The organism is Acinetobacter sp. YH1901141, from assembly GCF_013416935.1.
Lineage (GTDB): Bacteria > Pseudomonadota > Gammaproteobacteria > Pseudomonadales > Moraxellaceae > Acinetobacter > Acinetobacter towneri.
Window position 1 is genome coordinate 62237 of record NZ_VPEY01000001.1, and the last position, 22257, is coordinate 84493.

General features: G+C 43.3%; 20 protein-coding genes. 7 read left to right on the forward strand and 13 right to left on the reverse strand.

Annotated elements, in window-relative coordinates; translation table 11 throughout:
• Positions 1-20: 20 nt before the first annotated feature.
• On the forward strand, positions 21-503 hold the full coding sequence (locus FTV52_RS00325; protein ID WP_004976084.1) for an RNA pyrophosphohydrolase: 483 nt from the start codon (positions 21-23) through the stop codon (positions 501-503).
• A gap of 99 nt (positions 504-602) precedes the next feature.
• Positions 603-2900 carry a phosphoenolpyruvate--protein phosphotransferase gene (gene ptsP, locus FTV52_RS00330; RefSeq protein WP_154321075.1) on the forward strand — a complete coding sequence of 766 codons (2298 nt, stop codon included), beginning with the start codon at positions 603-605 and terminating at the stop codon, positions 2898-2900.
• A gap of 15 nt (positions 2901-2915) precedes the next feature.
• Here ptsP and FTV52_RS00335 read toward each other — a convergent pair whose 3' ends face one another.
• Entirely contained in the window at positions 2916-3107 is a 192-nt protein-coding gene (locus FTV52_RS00335; RefSeq protein WP_179989459.1) for a hypothetical protein, read from the reverse strand.
• A gap of 446 nt (positions 3108-3553) precedes the next feature.
• On the opposite strand from FTV52_RS00335, the gene FTV52_RS00340 reads away from it, so the two are divergent.
• Entirely contained in the window at positions 3554-4045 is a 492-nt protein-coding gene (locus FTV52_RS00340; protein ID WP_004976080.1) for a macro domain-containing protein, read from the forward strand.
• Positions 4046-4180: 135 nt separating this feature from the next.
• On the opposite strand, the gene FTV52_RS00345 is transcribed toward FTV52_RS00340, so the two are convergent.
• Positions 4181-5833: an acyl-CoA dehydrogenase family protein gene (locus tag FTV52_RS00345; protein ID WP_178866070.1), complete on the reverse strand. Its 1653-nt coding sequence runs from the start codon at positions 5831-5833 to the stop codon at positions 4181-4183.
• Between the two features lie 81 nt (positions 5834-5914).
• Between FTV52_RS00345 and FTV52_RS00350 the strand changes: the two genes are divergently transcribed.
• Positions 5915-6547 carry a TetR/AcrR family transcriptional regulator gene (locus FTV52_RS00350; RefSeq protein WP_179989461.1) on the forward strand — a complete coding sequence of 211 codons (633 nt, stop codon included), beginning with the start codon at positions 5915-5917 and terminating at the stop codon, positions 6545-6547.
• 268 nt (positions 6548-6815) lie between these two features.
• Positions 6816-8336: a catalase gene (locus FTV52_RS00355; protein WP_096902685.1), complete on the forward strand. Its 1521-nt coding sequence runs from the start codon at positions 6816-6818 to the stop codon at positions 8334-8336.
• 163 nt (positions 8337-8499) lie between these two features.
• Here FTV52_RS00355 and FTV52_RS00360 read toward each other — a convergent pair whose 3' ends face one another.
• The 8 genes from FTV52_RS00360 to hcaE all read right to left on the reverse strand — a co-directional run bounded on the left by FTV52_RS00360 (position 8500) and on the right by hcaE (position 16091).
• Entirely contained in the window at positions 8500-9552 is a 1053-nt protein-coding gene (locus FTV52_RS00360; RefSeq protein ID WP_179988469.1) for an MBL fold metallo-hydrolase, read from the reverse strand.
• Positions 9553-9799: 247 nt separating this feature from the next.
• Positions 9800-10708 carry a DMT family transporter gene (locus FTV52_RS00365; protein ID WP_096902690.1) on the reverse strand — a complete coding sequence of 303 codons (909 nt, stop codon included), beginning with the start codon at positions 10706-10708 and terminating at the stop codon, positions 9800-9802.
• Positions 10709-10796: 88 nt separating this feature from the next.
• Positions 10797-12023 (reverse strand): 3-phenylpropionate/cinnamic acid dioxygenase ferredoxin--NAD(+) reductase subunit, encoded by a 1227-nt coding sequence (hcaD, locus tag FTV52_RS00370; RefSeq protein ID WP_167845748.1) that lies wholly within the window; start codon positions 12021-12023, stop codon positions 10797-10799.
• A 4-nt stretch (positions 12024-12027) separates the two neighbouring features.
• Positions 12028-12993: a 3-carboxyethylcatechol 2,3-dioxygenase gene (locus FTV52_RS00375; RefSeq protein ID WP_004976064.1), complete on the reverse strand. Its 966-nt coding sequence runs from the start codon at positions 12991-12993 to the stop codon at positions 12028-12030.
• Positions 12994-13064: 71 nt separating this feature from the next.
• Positions 13065-13880: a 3-phenylpropionate-dihydrodiol/cinnamic acid-dihydrodiol dehydrogenase gene (gene hcaB, locus FTV52_RS00380; RefSeq protein ID WP_131261064.1), complete on the reverse strand. Its 816-nt coding sequence runs from the start codon at positions 13878-13880 to the stop codon at positions 13065-13067.
• A gap of 2 nt (positions 13881-13882) precedes the next feature.
• Complete coding sequence (gene hcaC / locus FTV52_RS00385; protein WP_004976057.1) at positions 13883-14209, reverse strand: 3-phenylpropionate/cinnamic acid dioxygenase ferredoxin subunit; 327 nt, start codon at positions 14207-14209, stop codon at positions 13883-13885.
• Positions 14209-14727, reverse strand: a complete 519-nt coding sequence (gene hcaF, locus FTV52_RS00390; RefSeq protein ID WP_104853007.1) for a 3-phenylpropionate/cinnamic acid dioxygenase subunit beta — start codon at positions 14725-14727, stop codon at positions 14209-14211. The genes hcaC and hcaF overlap by 1 nt, the downstream gene beginning before the upstream one ends.
• Positions 14724-16091, reverse strand: coding sequence for a 3-phenylpropionate/cinnamic acid dioxygenase subunit alpha (hcaE, locus tag FTV52_RS00395; RefSeq protein WP_004976053.1), 1368 nt, complete (start codon positions 16089-16091; stop codon positions 14724-14726). The genes hcaF and hcaE overlap by 4 nt, the downstream gene beginning before the upstream one ends.
• 281 nt (positions 16092-16372) lie before the next feature.
• Here hcaE and hcaR point away from each other — a divergent pair, with 281 nt between their 5' ends.
• Complete coding sequence (gene hcaR, locus FTV52_RS00400) at positions 16373-17275, forward strand: DNA-binding transcriptional regulator HcaR (protein ID WP_004976051.1); 903 nt, start codon at positions 16373-16375, stop codon at positions 17273-17275.
• A 330-nt stretch (positions 17276-17605) separates the two neighbouring features.
• The gene (locus FTV52_RS00405; protein WP_096901303.1) at positions 17606-18283 is read left to right on the forward strand and encodes a DUF1345 domain-containing protein; all 678 of its coding nucleotides are present in this window, start codon (positions 17606-17608) and stop codon (positions 18281-18283) included.
• Between the two features lie 65 nt (positions 18284-18348).
• Here the strand turns inward: FTV52_RS00405 and FTV52_RS00410 are convergent, their stop codons facing one another.
• The 3 genes from FTV52_RS00410 to dmpG form a co-directional block, all read right to left on the reverse strand.
• A complete protein-coding gene (locus FTV52_RS00410) occupies positions 18349-19209 on the reverse strand; it encodes an alpha/beta fold hydrolase (protein ID WP_179989463.1) in 861 nt (286 codons plus the stop codon).
• A 279-nt stretch (positions 19210-19488) separates the two neighbouring features.
• Positions 19489-20808, reverse strand: a complete 1320-nt coding sequence (locus FTV52_RS00415; protein ID WP_179989465.1) for an OprD family outer membrane porin — start codon at positions 20806-20808, stop codon at positions 19489-19491.
• Between the two features lie 427 nt (positions 20809-21235).
• Complete coding sequence (gene dmpG / locus FTV52_RS00420) at positions 21236-22255, reverse strand: 4-hydroxy-2-oxovalerate aldolase (protein ID WP_096901305.1); 1020 nt, start codon at positions 22253-22255, stop codon at positions 21236-21238.
• Positions 22256-22257 lie beyond the last annotated feature (2 nt).

Genomic DNA, 22257 nt, shown 5'->3' on the forward strand with positions numbered 1-22257 from the left:
AACAATATTTAGGTAGCCAAATGATCGACTCAGAAGGTTTCCGACCCAATGTCGGGATCATTTTGGCAAACGAGTTTGGACAAGTTTTATGGGCAAAACGCATTGGTCACAATGCATGGCAATTTCCGCAAGGAGGTATCCAATATGGAGAAACCCCTGAACAGGCACTTTATCGTGAGCTGAGAGAAGAAGTTGGCTTACTGCCCGAACACGTCCAAGTTATCGCGCAAACTAAGGGTTGGCTGCGTTATCGTTTGCCACATCGGTATATACGCACGGATTCAGATCCCGTATGTATTGGTCAAAAACAGAAGTGGTTTTTATTGCAACTGACAGCGTCAGCGCATCATATTCGGCTGAATTTGTCAGACCCACCCGAATTTGATCAATGGCAATGGGTCAGTTACTGGTATCCGCTTGGTCAGGTCGTCAATTTTAAACGTGACGTCTACCGTAAAGCGATGGTGGAATTGTGCAATCAATTGCCCCTGAAAAAACCTTAAAATTTGCATGAAGATGTAGATTTTTTAGCTTATTGTTATAGGGTCATCTGTGGTGTAAAACTGACCTCAAATCATTGATTGGAATATGGAGTAGCGCGTATGTCGAACATGCAACTGGATACCCTTAGACGCATTGTACAAGAAATCAATGCGTCCACCAGTTTGCATGAATCACTCGATATTATGGTCAATCAGGTCGCAGAAGCCATGCATGTGGATGTCTGCTCTATTTACCTGTTAGATGAACGCAATCAACGCTACTTGCTCATGGCATCAAAGGGTTTAAATCCTGAGTCCGTGGGGCATGTGTCATTACATACCAGTGAAGGTTTGGTCGGTTTAGTCGGACAACGTGAAGAAATTGTCAACCTAGACGACGCACCTAAACACGAACGCTTCATGTATTTGGCTGAAACAGGCGAGGAAATTTATAATTCTTTCCTTGGCGTGCCTGTCATGTATCGCCGTAAAGTTATGGGCGTTCTTGTGGTGCAAAACAAGGACAAACAAGACTTTTCTGAAGCTGCAGAATCCTTTCTAGTCACACTTTGCGCCCAGCTCTCAGGTGTCATTGCGCATGCGCATGCCGTGGGCAATATTGATGTATTCCGCAAACCCAACAACCTGCCTGCCTACAAAACCTTTCAGGGCGTGTCGGGTTCAGGTGGGATTGCACTGGGTCGTGCGGTAATTCTGTATCCCCCTGCAGATTTGGCGGCTGTGCCTGATCGTGAAGCTGAAGACATTAGTGAAGAGTTAGAATTACTAGACAACGCACTAGATGCAGTGCGTCAAGAAATTCAGGCACTAGATGACAAAATGCAGGATGCCTTAATGGCTGAAGAACGCGCTTTATTCAGTGTGTTCCTACGCATGCTAGATGAAAATGCCCTGCCTGCAGAAATTAAAGAACTGATTCGTGAAGGTAACTGGGCGCAAGGTGCGGTGCGTATTGTGATTGACAATCACATTGCCCTATTTTCACAAATGGAAGATGACTATTTACGCGAACGTGTTTCTGACCTGAAAGATTTAGGGCGTCGTATTCTCGCCTCTTTACAAGAAGCCGATGCCAGTCACCGTGAACTGACCGATGAAAGTATTTTAATTGGCGAAGAAATTTCCACAGCAGCTTTGGTAGAACTGCCTGTCGATAAAATTGCAGCAATTGTCACCACCGAAGGCGCAATGAATTCTCACATGGTCATTGTGGCACGTGCTTTGGGTATTCCAACCGTAGTTGGCGTAACTGAATTGCCGATCAACAGCCTAGACGATGTGGAAATGATTGTAGATGCGCACCAAGGTCGGGTGTTTATCAACCCGCCACGTCGCATGCGGACACGCTATAAAGAAATTCAAAAAGAAGAAGAACAGATTGCCAAAGACCTCAAGCAATATGAAACCAAAGATGCCATTACCCCTGACGGCGTAGCGGTAAAATTGTATGTCAATACAGGCTTGATGATTGACGTGGTGCGTGGCGTACAACGCGGTGCTAAAGGTGTTGGTTTATATCGTTCTGAAATTCCATTTATGCTGCGTGACCGTTTCCCTGGCGAAGAAGAACAGCGTGCCATTTACCGCCAACAGCTCAGTCACTTTGCCAACAAACCTGTGGTGATGCGTACGCTAGATATTGGCGCAGACAAGGACTTACCATACTTCTCAATTGAAGAAGAAAACTCAGCCTTAGGTTGGCGCGGGATTCGCTTCACGCTAGATCATCCTGAAATTTTTTCTTCGCAAATTCGTGCCATGCTCAAAGCCAGTATTGGTTTGAATAATCTGCATATTTTGCTGCCAATGATCACCAGTGTCAGCGAGGTTGAAGAAGCCTTGTATTTGCTAGATCGTGACTTGCAAGCAGTGCAGGAAGAAGAACAGGTTAAAATCACCAAACCGAAAATTGGCATTATGGTAGAAGTACCGAGTGTGCTGCTGCAAATTGATGAATTTGCCCCGTTGGTGGATTTTTTCTCGGTAGGATCAAACGATTTAACCCAGTATTTATTGGCAGTGGATCGTAACAATCCGCGTGTGGCCAACGTCTATTCACACTTTCATCCTGCAGTACTGCGCGCCTTAACCCGCTTGGTGAAAGAATGTCATAAATATGACAAGCCTGTGAGCGTTTGTGGCGAAATGGCAGGAGATCCGCTGTCTGCGGTAATTCTGATGGCAATGGGCTTTAATACCCTGTCGATGAGTTCAAGTAATATCTTGCGGGTGCGTAAAGCAATTTGTCATGTACCGATGACCGATGCGCAACATTTATTAGATCAGGCGTTAAAAATGAATAATCCGCTGATGGTGAAAAGTCTGATGGAATATTATTTTAAAACCCATGGCTTGGGCGATATGGTGAAACTAGCGACACGTATCGTATCTCCATAAAACTTAGTTTAAGCCTCAAGCAACGCACAATTCATTCCAAAAACAACAAGGGCGATAATCATCGGAATATCGCCCTTGTTTATGTTTGCTATAGCCTCGTTTGGCATTTTTCTTGCGGTCTACAAAAACCTGACTTTTGTTGACCTCGTGCATGTGCTTGGCCACAAAGTTATGCTGAATAAGCTCAGGCTGTTTTTTCTTTGCCATTGCGCTGTTCCTTTCGGTTGATCATTGAAATGAGCAGTGTCGCTACTTTTTATAGATGGAGATGTTGAGGGAAAATTCAAGCCAATTGCTTCTGCACAACCTGACTATTCTCTCACCAATGTCCCATATTAAATTGGGAAGCCGATCATACGCTTTTTTGTACATTTTACAAGCGATTTTCACTCAATAGTGCTAAGATAAAAAGAAGGGTAAATAAACTTTTTTGCCGCCGTTTTATTGGAGTTTTTCTGACGGTTAATTTTGAAGGCTATTTTAAAGAATACTCAGCGGCTTTACCCATACAATTATAGCATGAAATTCTAAAAAATTTTATTACTTTGCAAAGACTTAGTAGTTATAAAATCCGCTAGAAAAACTGCAATGATTGGCTAATATGAATATAGAAGATCAGTTTAACAAGACCATTAAAAACAGGAGTCAAATTCATGATTTATGAAGTTTCTGGAGATATTTTACTGAGCGAAGCACGTGCGATTGCTCACGGTGTTGCCCCTAACGATAACTTTGCCACAGGTTTGGCTTTAAGTCTGCGTGAGCACTGGCCTGCGCTATATAAAGACTTCCGCAACTATTGCCATATTTACCATCCTAAAGCGGGTGAGCAATGGACTTGGGTCAATGCCGAAGGTCAACGCATCGTCAACCTGATGACTCAGGAAGCGGCTTATGACAACGGTTCAAAACCAGGTAAAGCATCGACAGAATACGTCAACCGCACTTTGAAAAACTTAAAACAGTTGATTGAAGAAGAGAAAATTGAAAGCTTGGCGTTACCGCGTCTTGCAACAGGTGTAGGCGGTTTAGATTGGGAAGATGTACGTCCACTCATCTACAAACACTTAGAAGATTTGGATATTCCAATTTACATCTACACTCTATATCAAAAAGGTGTAAAAGCTGAAGAGCCTGCGAAATAAGTTTCGCTGAAGCAATCAGCTTTGCTACAAGCGAGCGTGATTGATCACGACTCGACTGCAATATACGGTTCAATTCACCCGTTTGGTTTTACCAAGCGGGTGAATTTTTTGTGCAGAATCAAGTAGCAAGGGATGCTATGCTGAAAATGCACGCTGCAAGATGGATGCAACATCGACCTGTTTAGGTTTAAGCATACCCACCACTTGCCCATGCAATGCACTATAACGCGACTGAATAAAACCTTCTGCCACAAAACTTGGCGCATAACGCAACAACAAAACCGCTTGTGCCAAAATCACCAAACGGCTCACCAAAGCACGTGCCATAAATTGTAAATCGTTGCTGTTCGTGGTCTGCAATAACTGCTGCAAACCATCTAATTCACTGCCCAAAATAGGATGAGTAACGGCAGTGCGAGCAAAATCCTGCAATAACACCTGAATCAGCTCAGGTTCTCGCTGCATAGCGCGTAGTACATCCAGACACATGACATTGCCTGAACCTTCCCAAATGGTATTTACAGGTGCTTCTTTGAAAATACGTGCCATGATGCTGTTATCGACATAACCATTGCCACCAAAAACTTCCATCATCTCACCTGTAAGTTCCACCGCGCGTTTGCAAATCCAGAACTTTGCAGCAGGGGTCATTAAACGCTTCCATGCCAAAGACACAGCATCATCGCTTTCATAACAATGTGCCAAATGAAAACTGAGCTGTACCGCAGCTTCAGTTTCCAAAGCCAAATCTGCCAAGACTGCCTGCATTAATGGCTGATTCGCCAAAGTCTGTCCAAATGCTTGACGTTGTCGAGTATAGGCAAGGCATTGCACCAAGGCTTGACGCAGCATGGCACTACTGCCCACAGCACAGGTTAAACGAGTGTAGTTCGCCATTTCAATAATGGTGGGAATACCGCGCCCTGCTTCGCCAATCATGATGCCCCACGCCTGCTGAAATTCGACTTCAGAACTGGAGTTACTCCGATTTCCCACTTTGTCTTTTAAACGCTGTACCTGAATATTATTTTTTCTGCCATCTTCTAACCAACGCGGTACAAAGAAACAAGCCAAACCATCTTGTTCGGTATTGGCGACCACCAAATGTGCATCACACATTGGTGCAGAGAAAAACCATTTATGACCTGTGAGCAAATAGGCTTGCCCACGCCCTGTTGCTGCGACTGGAACGGCGAGCGTTTGGTTGGCCCGCACATCTGAACCACCCTGCTTTTCGGTCATACCCATGCCCAGCCAAATAGATTTCTTTTGTGAAATCGGCACATCACGCGGGTCATATTCATGCGATAACAGTTTCTCACCCATGCTTGCCCACAACTCAGGTTCACGCTGAATGAGCGGAATGCTGCCTAAAGTCATAGAATTTGGGCATAAATTACCGCACTCAACCTGTCCTGCCAAATAAAAACGACTGGCCCAATCGACCCATTTTGCCGTAGATTGCGGTTGCTTAAATGGATGTGCATGCGTGTCAAACTTACGATTCAGCGCCATCCAGTGATGCCACGCAGGATGAAACTCCACTACATCTTTACGACGTCCACGTGCATCGAAGGCATGTAAAATAGGCGTATGCCGATTGGCTAAATCGGCATAATGATAATATTCTGCCGATGCTGCAATGTGCCCCAATTCACTCAGTCGGGTCTGATCTTGACTGCCATAACGGGTTAAAATTTCTTGTAAAACCGTATCGGTTTCAAATAAGTTATAGTCTTGTAATTCATCAAACTGATTTTGAATTTGATGGGTCATCCATGTCTGCATTGTGTCACTCCTAGATAAACGCGGTGCTATCATTGCATTCAGTATAGAGAAAAATATGCGCTCAGGTGTTCGGCTTTATTTATGAAAAATTCTGAGGTTCAAGTGCGCCGTAAGCCGCGCCAATCGCGGGCTAAACTGACTCAAGAGGCTTTACTGGAAAGTTTTGTTCGGCTTTTGCATGAACGCTCGGCAGCTGAAATTACCATTCGTGAAATTACTAATTTGGCAGGTGTCGGTTTAGGCACTTTTTATGAATACTTTGCCAAGAAAGAAGATTTACTGGCATTGACGATTCACCTGCAAGTCAAACAGCATGCAGAACACTTAAAAAGTTATGCCCAACAGCAACTTGAGTTATCCACAGTTGTTGAAATAAACCGCTATATTGCAACCATCATTCAGTTTCAGCTTCAGCAAATTCAGGCACAACAATGGCTTTGGGCGCAGACTTTTTTACTGGAACGGCAGGTATCACACATTGAAACTTACCAAAAAAGTTACAGCATGATGCTACAGATGTGGCAACAGATTTTCGCACCTGTCATACACAATGCCGAACAACAACTGCGCCTTGCTTTGAATCTGCATCGCATCAGTTATGGTTTTATTTCGCAAAGTTTATTAATCAATCCACATTATCAAGATTGGGATGCCTTGCACACCGATATTTCATTGGCGATTCAACCGTTTTTAGCAGCAGTTTCAGACATTTAGTGCAGCAAAACTGATTATTTAGTTTACAAAGATTTATCGAATACACCAATCATAAACAATAAATTTATCTATTTGTAAAATTATAAAAATCGTTTTACATTAAAATGGTGAGATTTGAAAAGCTTTCATCTACAAAGCCCGATCTGCATGGTATTGTGGTGTTGTAGTTGATTTTTTAAACAAACAAAACGGTTCATGGCCGCTTGTTTTAGAAGCTAAATTTCTAATACAGCCCACCACATGATGATCACAATAATGGAGAACAACGATGAGCCAAGAGATAAAAAAATGCCCTGTAACGCATTTAACCACCGATGCAGGCGCACCTGTTGTAGATAACCAAAATAGTATGACTGCGGGCGCACGTGGCCCACTCCTTACTCAAGATTTATGGCTCAATGAAAAGTTGGCAAACTTTGTACGTGAAGTAATTCCTGAGCGTCGTATGCATGCCAAAGGTTCAGGTGCGTTTGGTACGTTTACGGTCACGCACGACATCAGCCAATATACCCGTGCCAAAATTTTCTCTGAAGTTGGCAAAAAAACTGAAATGTTTGCTCGTTTCTCTACCGTTGCAGGTGAGCGTGGCGCTGCCGATGCAGAACGTGACATTCGTGGTTTTGCTTTAAAATTCTATACTGAAGAAGGCAACTGGGATTTAGTCGGTAACAACACACCAGTGTTCTTTTTCCGCGACCCACGTCAATTCCCTGACCTGAATAAAGCGGTAAAGCGTGACCCACGCACCAACCTGCGTAATGCGACCAATAACTGGGATTTCTGGACTTTGCTGCCAGAAGCACTGCACCAAGTCACCATTGTGATGTCGGATCGTGGTATTCCTGTGGGTTATCGTCACATGCATGGTTTTGGTAGCCACACCTATAGTTTTATTAATGCCAATAATGAGCGTTTCTGGGTGAAATTCCACTTCCGCACTCAACAAGGCATTCAAAACCTGACCGATGCAGAAGCAGCAGAATTGATTGGTCGTGACCGTGAAAGCAGCCAGACTGACCTTTACAATGCCATTGAACGCGGTGATTTCCCGAAATGGACGCTGTTCGTGCAAATCATGCCTGAACTGGATGCAGAAAAAGTCCCTTATCACCCATTTGACCTCACCAAAGTTTGGCCGAAAGGTGATTATCCACTGATTGAAGTGGGTGAATTTGAACTGAACCGTAACCCTGAAAACTACTTCCAAGATGTTGAACAGGCTGCCTTTGCACCAAGCAACCTTGTACCAGGAATTAGCTACTCGCCAGATCGCATGTTACAAGCGCGTTTGGTCAACTATGCCGATGCTGCACGTTACCGTGTTGGTGTGAACCATTCACAAATTCCAGTGAATGCTGCACGCTGCCCTGTGCACTCAAACCGTCGTGATGGTCAGGGTCGTATGGATGGCAACTATGGCAGCTTGCCACACTATGAGCCAAACAGCTTCCATCAATGGCAAGAGCAACCACAATACCGCGAACCACCGCTAAAAATTCGTGGCGATGCAGATTTCTGGGATTATCGTGAAGATGATAGCAACTATTTTAGCCAGCCGCGTGCCTTGTTCAATTTAATGAACCCTGAGCAAAAACAAGCACTGTTTGATAACACGGCACGTGCAATGGGTGATGCTTTAGACTTTATTAAGTATCGTCATATTCGTAACTGTTATGCATGTGACCCTGCTTATGGCGAAGGCGTTGCAGCGGCTTTAGGCATGACCGTTGCCGATGCGCAAGCAGCACGTGCCAGTGACCCTGCACTTGGTCAGCCTGGCGTACTGTAATCTTTGTAGTTAAAGATCAAGTCAGTCTGAACAGCAAGACTTTAAACACCAAAACAAAGCCCCTATTTCGATAGGGGCTTTGTGTTCTATATCTATCATTGCCACTTTTCAGTAGCGTGAAAAGTAGCGTGTCACTTTTATTTAAGGTCAAGTTTTTAAAAGATTAAACAATTAATTTCTTACCTTCACGAATACAATAAAACGGATTCATTAATTTAGATGAACGCTTCATGGCATGATGCAAGTCTGCCTCTGGTTGCTCACGCCCTTCATCGGTCAGCTCAAAAGTGCGGTAATGAATGGCCAAAGAACATTTGGAATGTAAATCTTTATGGGCCTGAAAGGCATCTTCAGGGTTCATATGCATATAACGCATCAGATTCCGTGGCTCGTAAGAACCTATAGGTAAAAGTGCCACACGTGGTGCGCCCATACGGGTTTGAATTTCTTTAAAGTGTGGCGAATAACCCGTATCACCCGCAAAGAAGCAATGATCTTGCCCATGTAAAATAGAAAAACCACCCCATAACGCCATGTTCTGATCGCGTGCGCCACGTCCAGAACCATGTTGTGCAGGAGTGTACACAATTTTCAACTCTTTAAACAAAGCCGATTGCCACCAGTCCATTTCAATCACATGCAAATCAGGCGGCAAATACCAAGCATTGCCCAAACCTGTATAAATAGGCATGGCAAATTGATGATTCAGCCATTTTAAGGTGGCTAAATCCATGTGGTCATAATGGTTATGGCTCAAGAAGACGGCATGAATGGTCGGTAAATCTTCCAGTGCAATCCCTGCAGGACAGGCACGTTTAGGCCCTCGCCCCTGTTTCGGACTGGCATGCTCTGCCCAGACTGGATCGGTTAAAAAGTTATACGGTCCAATTTGAATCAGCACCGTTGCATGCCCCACAAACCAAACTTGCCAATCATCCAAACTGGCGTGTGGACGTAATTGTGGCAAAGCACTTGGCGCTGTAAAAAATTGCTGTGCTTCTTGTTGCGGATTGACATTCCAACTGTTCGATTTGCGTTTTAGCAACCATTTCAATAAATCAGTTTGGCTGCGCCCCTCAGGACACGCAATCGGATTAAAAAACTGCGCTCCATCATAATGATTTGAAGGCAAAAACTGCAGCTTGGGTTTACGCCAAGTATGCGACCAACAGGCTTCCGTTGGCAGTTGAAAATGCTTTTGTTCCACGTTGTTCATGTAAGCCCAATAATATATAGCGCATCTACCATGATGCTTTTTATCCTGATCTGTTCAGAAAAAAACACAGCTTTGGTTCATGTGTTGACTCTATCACGCATAGTAGCGAAATCAAGCAGGCAATTTCCTTTATGTTTTTGTTGTTTTGAGAAAAAAGTCGTATCGACAGCGGGTTAATGATCGGAAATTTACACCTCAGATAAACGAGGCTTTAGAAAAACCTAAACACGGGTATAGCAATGCGGGCTTAGCGTTTAGCAAAATATTGTTCGCGCCATTCTTTCCAGAAATACATCACAATCCCGAACATCACCACGGCAATGCCAATAAACGCATTCATGCTGATGTGTTCATTATTTAAGGTCGCACCTAAAATTAACGCGATGATGGGAGTCATCACATTACTTAAAGATACGGTTGAGGCATTTAAACGACGAATCAGCCAGAAATAACACAGCATGGCGACAATAGACGACATGATCATGGTAAATACAAAACCAATCATGGCTTGGCTACTTGGCATTTGGGTCGGGAAATGCGACCAAATAAAGGGAATTAATAACAATGACCCTGCCGATGACACCAATAAAGAGCCTGTGGCTTGTGACATCGGCTTTAAAGGAGCATTGATTTGTTTGACCCAAAAAATTGAGCTGATATAGGACAGCATGCTAATAAACATCAGCACCACGCCCCATGGATTCACTTTGCTGTCAGCAGAGTCTGCAAAGACAAAGCTGAGCCCTGCAATCGCAATTGCCATCCCTGTCCACTGTAAGGCAATCAATTTTTGCGTGCGTAAAATCACATGACCAATCAAGCCTGCGATTAAAGGAGAAAAACCAAAAATCAGTGCCATTAAGCCTGAAGTTAAATAATTGGCGGCCAAGTAAATAAATAGCTGTGCACCAATTAAATTCAGACTACCCGCCAAATAGCTTTTCATTGAGGTGTGATCAAAAGGCAGTGGATCGCGCATGAGTTTAAGCACGCACAGCGCAATCACGGAAGCCCCAAAGTAGCGGATAATCAAAACCCACATTGGATGAATTTCCTGCACACTCCAGACAATCGCCAATGGCGTGGTCGCCCAGATTAATACCAATAAGGCATAAATACTGGCGGTTACCACAACAGGAGATGTATTCGTATTCATCGCTTGCTCAACATAAAATGGACACTTTTCTTCGGCAGATAAAAAACAGACCTAAGTTGCCTCAGGTCTGTTTTTCATCAGTTCAAGCTTACTTCACCAATTTGCGAAGGTCTTGGCTCACATCTAAATATTTGTCTGCTTCAAAAGCAGCTTGTTTAGCAATCAGCTTTTTCAAGTGACGCATATCTTTGGCTGAGTTGACGGTAATTCCGCCGACAATCACGCCATCGGTCACACCAAACAATACGAATGAAGACTCACTGCGTTTGGAAGCATCCATCTCACCACGCACATGCCATTCTGCTGCTGACATATCTCCTACAAATTGGTAGTTAATGTCGAGTTGATCAGTCCAGAACCAAGCGGGATTGGCTACAGGATGTTCCACGCCCATCACATGACGCGCGAATATGCCTGCTTGCAGGTTGGCATTTTCCCAAGTTTCTACACGACGATGATTGCCACATTCACGCAGTTGTGATGCGACATCGCCCGCAGCATAAATGTCTGGGTTTGAGGTTTGACAGTTTTCATTCACATGCACAGCAAAGTCTGCATCTAAGCCTGCTTCAACTGCCAGTTGTGCGTTTGGAATAATCCCAATACCGTAAATCACCGCATCGGCACGTAGTTCTTCGCCACCTTCTAGGGTCACGACAATTTCTTCACCATCTAGCTTGCAATCTGCAATTTGCGTAGACAGACGTACATCAACTCCTGCCAATAACTGCTGTTGCAGTAAAAACTCACTCAAGATGAGTGGTGATGAACGTCCCATCACCATTGGTCCCATTTCAATGACAGTTACCTGACAGTCTTTAAAGCGTGCTGAAGATGCCAACTCTAAACCAATCACACCACCACCAATTAAGATGATGCGACGACCCGCTTGTAATACAGGGACTAAGGCTTGCGAGTCTTCAAGATTACGCAACGTGTAAACGTGTTTACCTAAGGCATCAAAATTTGGCAAGCGACGTGCAGCACCGCCTGTGGCAAGTAACAACTTGTCGTAGGCAATAACCTCACCATTTTGCAATTCAACCGTATGTGCTTCGGCATTGATTTTGCTCACGCCATTGCCACGAATAGTGGTCACACCTAGTTCTGCCAATTTTTCTTCCGACAGAATCTCGATTTTGGTTTCTTCAGGACGCAAAATCACATCTTTAGACAGCGGTGGACGCTCATAAGGCAAATGTATTTCATCGCCAATTAAGATGATGTTGCCTGCATATTGATTGCCGCGCAGCTCAAGAATGGCACTTGCCCCTGCCTGACCTGCCCCCACAATCACAATTGTTTCTACACTCATGGGCTTAACCTTTTAACTCGGCAGATACGATGCCAAAGCCCGCAATCCACTCACTAATATCTTCATAGCAATGCGTGGTCATTTCATACGCACCCAGTTCATCTAACGCAGCAAAAGCAGCCATCCACGAACGGACTTCCTGACCACCACGACCACCATCTCGACGAATTTCAGCTTCGGTCATGGCTTCCATAGCTGCAAAGTCTGCCTGTTTGAATTTTTCAAGCAAGGCAATATCCCACTCAGGGCTTAACGGTACAGCCACAGAAGTATCGCCTGCAGCAAGTTTCTGACCGACTGCAATCACTTTGGCCTGACGTGCATGACGTGCTTCAGGGCTTGGATTACGACCTGCAATTAAAAATTCTTCAACTTCAGGCGGTACTGAACCCATTTGTGGCGTTGGTGGATCGTGTGAAAGACCACCTGTACCCAAGACCAAAACGCGCTCATTTTCAAGATTCAACGACTTGATAAATTGACCCACAGCACGCCCCAAAGCAATGGTACGCTTGGTGGTTGGCATCGGCGCTGCAGCGCCATTAATAAACACGGGAATGGTTGGATAACGATCTAGCTGCCCTTCACACAAAAAGTGTAATGGCTGAGTCACCCCATGGTCGGCCTGCATGCGATACGAGTATGCAACATCTACACCTTCATCCAACACACGGCGCACCATTGCCAAGGCTTTGTCTTCAGGCACATCAATACGGTTGTTGTCTTTGCCGTAGTCCCAGTCACCCGCAGCCGTAGCACGAATACCGACACAGAAACTTGGCATCAAATCGTAAAAGAAACCGTTGAAATGGTCTGGACCAAAGGTAATGATCAGGGTTGGATCGTATGCTTTGACTTCGGCAGAAAGTTGCTCAAAGGCAGCACGAACTTTTTGTTCTTTAGATTGATCTTGCGGTGTTGCAAATTCCATTAAAGGACTGTGCGATGCACAAATGAGTTTAACGGCCATGAAAGACTCCTAAATAAGGAAGGCAGCCCAGAGAAAGGCTGCCGATTCGTCTATTGAATTTAGACTCAATTTTATTCGTCAAAAAAACCTGCACGTGGTTGACGCAAACCACGAATACCCAAACCACATTCTGCATTGATCAGAACGCCAGTCAGCGCACGGTTATTTTGACGCGATGCCAAGAGCACATACGAACCAGTCATGTCTTCTGGCTCAGGCAAGAAATTCAGCGGCATACCGCGTGCAATTTTTTCAGGATCACGTGCATCGAGTAAGCCTAGGTTTTCCTGACCTAAAGATGCTGCGCCCTTAATATTGACATTCATCGCTGAAGGCGCAACAGCATTAACACGTACTTTAGGTGCCAATTCATAAGCCAACTCTTTCATGATGCCAACACCTGCATGTTTAGATGCAGTGTAAACAGGACCACCGCCTGAAGAATACAGCGCAGAATTGGATAAGGTTAAGATGATAGAACCTTCAGATTTCACCAACTCATCCAGTGCTGCTTTTGCTCCCAAGATTAACGCCTTGGAATTAATGCCCATGATTTCATCAAAGGCTTTTTCAAGCTGCTCACCAGACGTATTGACGATATCTGCGTAGTGATCCCAAATCCCTGCATTGCCAATAAAGCAATCTAGCTTTCCAAAACGCTCCACAGTGGCCTGCACAGCACGGACATTGTCTGCATAGTTGGCAACATCACCAGCGACTGCCACAATTTGATCACCAAAACGCTCTTTTAAGGCATCGACTTTAGATTGTGAACGCTGTAACACGCCCACATGCGCACCTTCTTCAAGAAAGCGCTCTACCAAAGCCCAACCTAAACCAGAACCGCCACCTGTAATCAGTGCCACTTCGCCTTTTAGCCAACCCATGCTTACTCTCCTGCCATTTCTACATATAACGCGCCGTCTTCAACCACCACAGGGAAAGTTTGAATCGGGTCGGTAGCTGGCAAGCATAATGCTTGACCAGTCTTTAAACAGAAACGTGCAGAATGCAGTGGGCATTCAACTGTGCCATCATCTTCAAGATAACCTTCAGACATTGAGGCATTGCCGTGTGAACAACGGTCATTCATAGCAAAGAACTCACCACCGTTGTTGAATACTGCCAGTGCTTCGATACCGTTCACACCGCAGTCCACTTTTAACGCTTCGCCTTCGTCTAATTCGTCAACTTGGCAAACAAAGATTTTATTCATTAGAAGAATACACTCAGGTTGTGTGAGTTATAGGTTACTTGGTCAAGCACAATCTTACGGTTGAAGATCTGGAAGCCTAAGCCACCTTCAACACGACGGATTTTGTCATGGCGCTTACCACAGTAAATAGTCACGTCTTTCTCTTTTTGAGTACGGTACAACAAGTAAGTCACGTGTACGTCGTATTCACCTTCGACCTCTGTCGCTTCAACAATCACGTTGCTAACCATGTGCGTGGTACGTGACGGAGGTTCTTCAGCCCACGCCATACCAGTTTCCAGACGTGCAACACGGCGCTCAAGCAAGTGTTTGTTGTCGTTGAACACCCACGTTGTTGGCGGTTCAACTGAACGACGACGGTCACGGGTTTGCGCATTTGGTGTAGTACGCAAGGTATAAGAAATGTCTTCTGCCATGAGGTCTAACCACTCACGGAATTTCCAGTCGTCTAGCAATTTTGCTTCGCGATACAAGAATTGGCTCACTTCATGTTGAAGTTCTAAACTGATTTGACTCATTTCATTAGCTCCTTCTCGTATTCGTCAGCTGCTTTTTCAACGTCTTCCCATTTTTCATGGATCAGCAAGTCTGCCCAACGGCGGTACATACCACGTGCTGCAGTTTCAGAGAAAATGTAGTTGGTGATTCCTGGAATACCATCTTCACGTACTTTTTCGTTGCCTTTACCCATTTCTACAATGAGCTTGTTTTGACGTGCTTTATAGCCGCGCAATACTTTTTGAATTTCAATCCAGTTCTCAGAGTCATCTTGCTCTAAGAAACCTGCAGGACCGAAAGCACGTGTTGCAGAACGCTCAAATGCTTCTTTCACGTCTTGAGGTGCTTCAGCATCGGCAATACAGAATGCCCATACTTCAGTTTTGTTTGGCCCACGTGGATGCCATACGCGCAGTGTTGCAGTACCGTTCAGCCAAGACAGTGTTGGGAACATGGTGTTGTGACCTGCAAGACGTAAGGCACGTACTTCGCCTAAACGCTCTTTCACTTCTTCGTAAGTTTCACGGAAATAGTTGGCAACTTCACCGTCAACCCATACGTTTGCATCTGGTTTTTCTGTAAAGAAGAAACCTGAACCGTGACCACGTGAACCATACTGAATCGCATCTTTGGCAGTTTCCCAAACAGGACGAGCTGTTTGCGCTGCACCTAATTGTTTGCTGCTGTCATCATCTGGTTTTGCACCAAGTACCTGAATCGCAGAGGCGTGTGAGAACAAAGCGTGATATTGGTCAGAAGCAAACTGTTCTGCAGCAAATTTCCAGTTACAGTCAATTTCCCACTTGTGTACGCCACCAATAATTTCAGTACCACCCGGACGACGGTCAATCACGCCATCTAAGTACCAAGCGATGTCGCCCATATATTCTTCTAGGTCTGGAGTGGTTTCATCCCAGCAACCAAAGATCAAGCCTTTGTAAGACTTCACGCGGTTGACTTCCACCAAGCCCCATTGCTCTTTACAAGCACCTTGTGGATACGCACGTTCTTCTAAAGGAATATCTTTGAGTGAACCATCAATACCGTAAGACCAACCGTGATATGGGCAAGTAAATGCACGGGTATTACCACAGTCTGCAAAGCTCACACGCATAGAACGGTGACGGCACTGGTTTAAAAATGCTTTGATTGAACCGTCTTTTTGACGTGCCACAATAATTGGATCTTCACCCATGTAGGTGTTGAAGAAGTCGCCAGCTTTAGGAATTTGGCTTTCATGACACAGGAACAACCACGTACGGCCGAACACACGTTCAAGTTCTAATTCGTAGATATCTGGATCTGTATAAATAGATGGAGTGATACGTCCATTTTGTGCATCGACCAAAGCGTCGATTTCGCGCACATCAATTTTTCCACTCATGAAAAGCTCTCCTGTGACCAACAACGGCACAAAGTAAATAGACTCAACTTTTGATGGATAATGGTTTTTTAGGGACGTTTAGTGAAATATTTTTTTTGTTTCAATTAATAGTTTTTATAGATTAATCCAACATTATATTTTGCATTTAAATCGTTGCATAATGATGAAACCCTATTTACTTCGTGAATGACACAATAATTCTCACCGAATAGTTGTTTATAGATCATTCTTTTATTAATCTATAATTAGACATATTTTGAATTAATCTTTGGAATGGTTGTATGGAATTACGTCACCTTCGCTACTTCATTACCGTTGCTGAAGAACTCAACTTCAGTAAAGCCGCACTTAAACTTTATACGGCTCAACCTTCGCTGAGTCAGCAAATTAAAGATTTAGAAGAAGATGTCGGCGTTAAGCTACTCAACCGTACCAAACGTAAAGTCGAGCTAACCGAAGAAGGTGCTGTATTTTTAGAACAGGCGCGTCTGACTTTGGCGCAAGCCGACAAAGCGGTTGCCATGGCACGTCAGGTGTCACAAGCCAAACAGAAAATGCTGCGTATTGGCTTTGTTCCTGTGGCAGAAATGAAAATTTTCCCTTTTGTACTGCCTAATTTACGAGTACAAAACCCAGAATTAAAAATTGAATTGCTAAGTTTGAACAACACTGAGCAAATGAAAATGATTAAAAAAGGTGAACTCGATATCACCTTTACCCGCCACAATATCAACAGTGATGAAATTGAGAGCCAGTTTGTACTGCGTGAACCGTTAATTTTTATTTTGCCCAAAGATCATCCGTTAGCAAAATACGAACGCATTCCTGTCAAAGCATTGAATGGTATTGATTTTATTATTCCTTCGGCAGAAGCTTCGTATAATCTGCATCACCTGATTGTCGATTTTGCCAAACAGCACAACATTGAACTAAACATTGTGCAAAAAGCTGACAACATTTTATTTAATATCAACTCGATTGGTATGGGCTTGGGTTGCACCATTTTACCGGGCTATGTTGCTCCGCTAACCATGGAAAATACCGTCATCCGTCCACTTGATGTAGAACTTCCACATTTAGATTTATACGTCAGCTATGGCAAAAACAGCCATTCCGCTGCGGTACAGAAATTTATGGAACTGCTCACACGTGTGTTCTATTTGGACATCAACCGCGAACAATAATTCTAAAACCACTCGCGTTTTTCAACCTTTCAAAAGTGCTTGCTGCTTGATGTAGTAAGCACTTTTTTGTGCATCCTAAATGCTAAAACAAAGCTTTAGACTTAAGTCTAAACTTATTTTTTTAATCTTTTTCTGAACTACTGCTCATTCTTACACTCAAACATTCGCATTTTTGCAGTCTGCTTTTTCCTCGCTTCGCTACCACATTTCCTGCAAATTACAACTTAAGTCTAATAAGTTAAAATAGGCACCCCATCGCTATTTTCTAAAATTAAGCCGATGATAACAGGCAGTAACACCTTTAGATTGCACATCCAGAAAGGATCAAGAATGATAAAAACACCCTTCAGCAGAATGAAAACAGGGATTCAATATCGTCCTTATTTTTTTATCAGTTTTGTGATTACCATTGTGCTGTATGCTATTTTTCAGACCCTCACTGCATGGTCATGGTCAAGCTGTTTATTGATTAGCTGGAATATCGCGATTTCCTGCTATTTGGTTTTAACCATGCGCAGTTTGTGGCACAGCGATCATGCACATATTTTACAACGTGCCCAACAACAAGATGCCAGCAAATGGCTGATTTTATTCTTGGTATTTCTAACCTTAGTGATGTGCTTTATTGCGATCATTGTCGAGGTGAATTTATTTGCACAAAGTGAGTTTGTGCGCATGGGACATTTTATTTTATCCATTACCACTATTTTATGTGCTTGGTTTTTTATGCACACCATTTTTGCGATTCACTATGCGCATGACTATTATTTGGCACTGCAACAGCAGCAAGAAGGTGGTTTGGATTTTCCCAAGACGTCGCATCCAACCTATCCTGACTTTTTATATTTCAGCTATGTGATTGGTACATCTGCACAAACCGCCGATGTCTCGATTAGCTCACAACCCATGCGGGTACTGAACACGCTACATATTATTTTGGCTTATAGCTTTAATACCACTATTTTGGCAATTTGCATTAACTTGGTCGCGAGCTTTATTCAGCACTAAATTGGGTACATAAAACATCCATAAAAAAGGATGGCAAATTGCCATCCTTTTTTACCTCACTGCGCTTAATTTACGCCACGTGCAGTTAAGTAGTTTTTAATCACAGTGTTAAATTCTTCCGCTTTTTCAACCTGTGACCAGTGACCACATTGGCTGAAAATGTGTGCATCGGCATGTGGCACAACATTTAAAATGTCCCATGTACGCGATACTGGAATCACTACATCCTGCGTACCGTGAATCAGTAAAACAGGTACTGTGATGTCTTTCATTTTGTCAAAATCGAGTGGGAACTCAAAACGGTCACGGTCACGTGCGCCAACCACATCCATTAAACGGTCTGACGCATAGTCATTTTTTGCAGAAGCAAAACGAACCTTAACCAACTCATCTGTAATCAGGTCTTTGTTCACTACAAACATCGACAATGTTTTTTTGATGCCTTCTTCGGTCAAGACAGGATTCGCATGTGCTTTAAGCGCTGCAGTCTGTTTTGCACCACCTGTACCCATAGACACAATACCAAGTACACGCTCTGGGTAGTCCAATGCCAATTGGAATGCCAACCAACCACCGAGCGAGTTACCCACTAACCATGTTTTTTCAATGCCCAATGCATCTAATGTACGCACTGCATGATCTACCCAAGCACGAATACCATAAGCAGTGTTTGGAGCAACCACAGTCTGACCATAACCAATGGTATCAATTGCGATACAACGTGCTTGCTCACCAATTTGTGGCAAGTTTAACCACCAGTTTGCCGCAGCAGATACACCTGTGCCTGAACCGTGTAAAAATAGAATAGGTGTACCTTCACCCACTTCGTGATAGTGCGTTAATTCGCCTTCGGCAGTTTCAATCCATTTATCTTCTAAGCCAAAGAATGGATCTGTTGTATAGTCAGGGATTTGAACAGTGCTCATATATACTCCTCGTACAGTCTTTAGCTTGCGTTTGGCTCTAGGTATAGAATTTGACGTCAAGTGGACTCATTCAACATTACTTTTTACAGGCTTATATTACCTGTTCACACAGCATCAACTGATACAAATTTACGATCACAACCCATAAAAAAACGATTAAACAACTCTTTGAATTTTATAACTTTAATAAAATAAAAGTCTTAATTTATATAAGGTATTTATTCAGTAAATATTAAAAAAAGAGCGACTATAAAAAGCCGCTCTGATTTTTATCTAGCTTTAGAATTTATAAGTGTAAGTCGTGGCGATACGGTGTTCTTCTAAGTCATTCGCAAAGTTAAAGTTGGTATCGATGAACATGTACTGAAAACCAAGTCCTTTAAGTTTACCTTCAGGCACAACATAATTTACGATTACATTCGTTTCGTTTTCTTTACCCTCTTTAAGCGACTGACCAGCATTGTTGGTTAACTTATGGTAAGTACCATCTATATTATCACCGCGAAAATGACGTACTGTCGCTGTTAAACCAGATACACCCACATCGGCAAAATTATAGGTATAACCCAAACTCCAAGAACGCTCATCTTTACGAATGAAGCTCGCCACAGACCAGTTGTCTAAGTAAGGCTGCGGCACCCACCCGCCCAAGGTCGGGAACATTGGGGCTTTTGTACCGTGCTCACCAAACATTTGTTGATAACCTAACTGTACAGTGTGCATCCCATTGTTGATTTTTGCACCCGCAGACACGGCCTGGCTGTCAATATTGCCATACAGCTTGTCACCCGATTCGCTGTTGTCAAAATAGCGTACATGGGTATCCAGCTTAGTTTTTTCAGCCAAAGTCGTTTTATAGTTTGCAGCGACATAATGTTGTTGATAGATGTTGGTTACATCCGCATACCAATAACTTCCACCTACTTTAGGGGTAAATTGATGATCTACTCCCACAAGATACATGCCATCGTCTGTGCTTAATTTATTCGCTTCAGCAGCAGAAAAATTATTTTGAGGGAACAACGTAAAATCTTGGTATTGGTTATCATAACGTGCATTAATACCGTCTAAATAAGCCAAAGTTAATTTAGTATCTTTTAAATCCTTTGATTCTAACCATGCACCGCTATAAGTCGTTAACAATTGACGCGATGGGTCAAAAAACACCACAGGTGACATTGGTAATAAGTCACCTACTTTTAATTCAGTTTCAGAAAATTTAACTTTTAGAGTTGCACCAACTTTTGCATTATCACGCTCAGTACGCTTCTCGGTATAGTTAAAAGGCATGTGAATATCATTCACTTCACCACGTGATTTTAAACCTATCGCATATTGAGCTAATAAATCTGCACCGACTTGAATGCCTGCACCAATATCTTGATAGCCAGATTTGGCATCTAAAGTTACAGCTTGAGTCCAGTTTCCATAACCCGGAGTAACTGAGCGTCCTGCTTCATGAGCATATTCACGATCTAAATAAAAATTCTTAAATTTAAGTTGAATATTGCTGTCGTCAATAAAATCTGCCTGAGTTGCAGTTGTCCCTAAAGTTGCTGTCGCAGCAAAAAGTACTATCCATAAATTGTGACGATGCATGCGTTTTTCCTATTCATCCAATAAGCGAATCTGGGCATCATGCAAAACTCTTGTCATGAAAAAAATCCGACCACAGTATTAAGCTTTTCTACAAATTCAGCACTTTCTGTATCGAGCAGCTTTTTTCCAAGTTTTTTAATTCTTTTTAACGATAAAAAATTAAGCTCAAAATCCTCACTAAATGAATTTTTATTTGAATTCACTACTTAATTTAGGTTAAAAACGCTGTTATTTTTTGCATCATGTGAAGGATTAATCTTTTTTAACTTTAAACCCATGTGTTAGCGTTATTTTCTATAAACCTAACTTATAAGAAAAACATTTTAATTAGCACAAAATTCAGCACGTTTTACATCTTTCACAGCATAAAAAAAGCACCCCAAACGCATTTGGAGTGCTTAATTCAAGCCTGCTTTATATTAAAAACTTAGGCTTGCATTTCACGTGCTTTAGACATAGTCAATGCCAAGTCTTCAATCATATCTTCCTGACCGCCCACCGTACCGCGACGACCAAGCTCAAGTAGAATTTCACGCGCAGATACTCCATATTTTGCTTCGGCACGTTTTGCGAACAATAGGAACGATGAGTAAACACCTGCATAACCTAAAGTTGCTGCATCACGGTCTGCACGAATTTGATGCGTCATCATTGGAATGATCAAGTCTTCAGCAATATCCTGCACTTTAAACAAGTCCACACCTGTTTCCATTTGCATACGGTTTGCGACCGCTACAAACAATTCAAGTGGTGTATTACCTGCGCCTGCACCTAAACCAGCCGAAGCCAAGTCAACACGGGTTGCACCTGCGGTCACAGCCGATACAGAGTTCGCAACGCCCATGCCCAAGTTATGGTGACCATGGAAACCAATTTCGATGTCTGAGGCGAGGTTGGCACGTAAAATACCTACGCGATCAGTCACATCTTGAGGCAACATATAGCCTGCAGAATCTGTTACATAGATACAGTTTGCACCGTAAGACACCATTTTTTGTGCTTCTTCGAGCAATTTTTCAGGAGAAGCCATGTGCGCCATCATCAAGAAGCCCACAGTGTCCATACCCAGTTTACGTGCTGCAGTAATGTGCTGTTCAGAAACGTCTGCTTCAGTCGAATGTGTCGCCACACGAATGGTTGCCACGCCTACATCATGCGCCATTTTCAGATGATCAACTGTTCCAATACCTGGCAGTAATAGTGCAGAAACTTTTGCCTGTTTCAGGTTTGGAATCACTGCTTTCAGATATTCTTCATCAGTAGCTGCTGCAAAACCATAGTTCACAGAGTTACCACCTAAGCCATCACCGTGTGTGACTTCAATTAAAGGCACACCTGCATCATCCAAAGCAGTGGCAATCGCAACCATTTGCTCTGGCGTGGTTTGATGGCGCATTGGGTGCATACCATCACGTAAAGTCATATCATTAATAATAATCTTAGACATTT

Bases quoted from the DNA above. Each gene is read 5' to 3' on its own strand.
- FTV52_RS00360 (WP_179988469.1), bottom strand. From the start codon at position 9,552: ATGAACAACGTGGAACAAAAGCATTTTCAACTGCCAACGGAAGCCTGT.
- FTV52_RS00410 (WP_179989463.1), bottom strand. From the start codon at position 19,209: ATGAGCACTGTTCAAATCCCTGACTATACAACAGATCCATTCTTTGGC.
- FTV52_RS00325 (WP_004976084.1), top strand. From the start codon at position 21: ATGATCGACTCAGAAGGTTTCCGACCCAATGTCGGGATCATTTTGGCA.
- FTV52_RS00350 (WP_179989461.1), top strand. From the start codon at position 5,915: ATGAAAAATTCTGAGGTTCAAGTGCGCCGTAAGCCGCGCCAATCGCGG.
- FTV52_RS00340 (WP_004976080.1), top strand. From the start codon at position 3,554: ATGATTTATGAAGTTTCTGGAGATATTTTACTGAGCGAAGCACGTGCG.
- FTV52_RS00415 (WP_179989465.1), bottom strand. From the start codon at position 20,808: ATGCATCGTCACAATTTATGGATAGTACTTTTTGCTGCGACAGCAACT.
- FTV52_RS00335 (WP_179989459.1), bottom strand. From the start codon at position 3,107: ATGGCAAAGAAAAAACAGCCTGAGCTTATTCAGCATAACTTTGTGGCC.
- FTV52_RS00405 (WP_096901303.1), top strand. From the start codon at position 17,606: ATGATAAAAACACCCTTCAGCAGAATGAAAACAGGGATTCAATATCGT.
- hcaR (WP_004976051.1), top strand. From the start codon at position 16,373: ATGGAATTACGTCACCTTCGCTACTTCATTACCGTTGCTGAAGAACTC.
- FTV52_RS00345 (WP_178866070.1), bottom strand. From the start codon at position 5,833: ATGCAGACATGGATGACCCATCAAATTCAAAATCAGTTTGATGAATTA.
- hcaF (WP_104853007.1), bottom strand. From the start codon at position 14,727: ATGAGTCAAATCAGTTTAGAACTTCAACATGAAGTGAGCCAATTCTTG.
- FTV52_RS00365 (WP_096902690.1), bottom strand. From the start codon at position 10,708: ATGAATACGAATACATCTCCTGTTGTGGTAACCGCCAGTATTTATGCC.
- FTV52_RS00375 (WP_004976064.1), bottom strand. From the start codon at position 12,993: ATGGCCGTTAAACTCATTTGTGCATCGCACAGTCCTTTAATGGAATTT.
- hcaD (WP_167845748.1), bottom strand. From the start codon at position 12,023: ATGAGTGTAGAAACAATTGTGATTGTGGGGGCAGGTCAGGCAGGGGCA.
- ptsP (WP_154321075.1), top strand. From the start codon at position 603: ATGTCGAACATGCAACTGGATACCCTTAGACGCATTGTACAAGAAATC.
- hcaC (WP_004976057.1), bottom strand. From the start codon at position 14,209: ATGAATAAAATCTTTGTTTGCCAAGTTGACGAATTAGACGAAGGCGAA.
- hcaB (WP_131261064.1), bottom strand. From the start codon at position 13,880: ATGGGTTGGCTAAAAGGCGAAGTGGCACTGATTACAGGTGGCGGTTCT.
- hcaE (WP_004976053.1), bottom strand. From the start codon at position 16,091: ATGAGTGGAAAAATTGATGTGCGCGAAATCGACGCTTTGGTCGATGCA.
- dmpG (WP_096901305.1), bottom strand. From the start codon at position 22,255: ATGTCTAAGATTATTATTAATGATATGACTTTACGTGATGGTATGCAC.
- FTV52_RS00355 (WP_096902685.1), top strand. From the start codon at position 6,816: ATGAGCCAAGAGATAAAAAAATGCCCTGTAACGCATTTAACCACCGAT.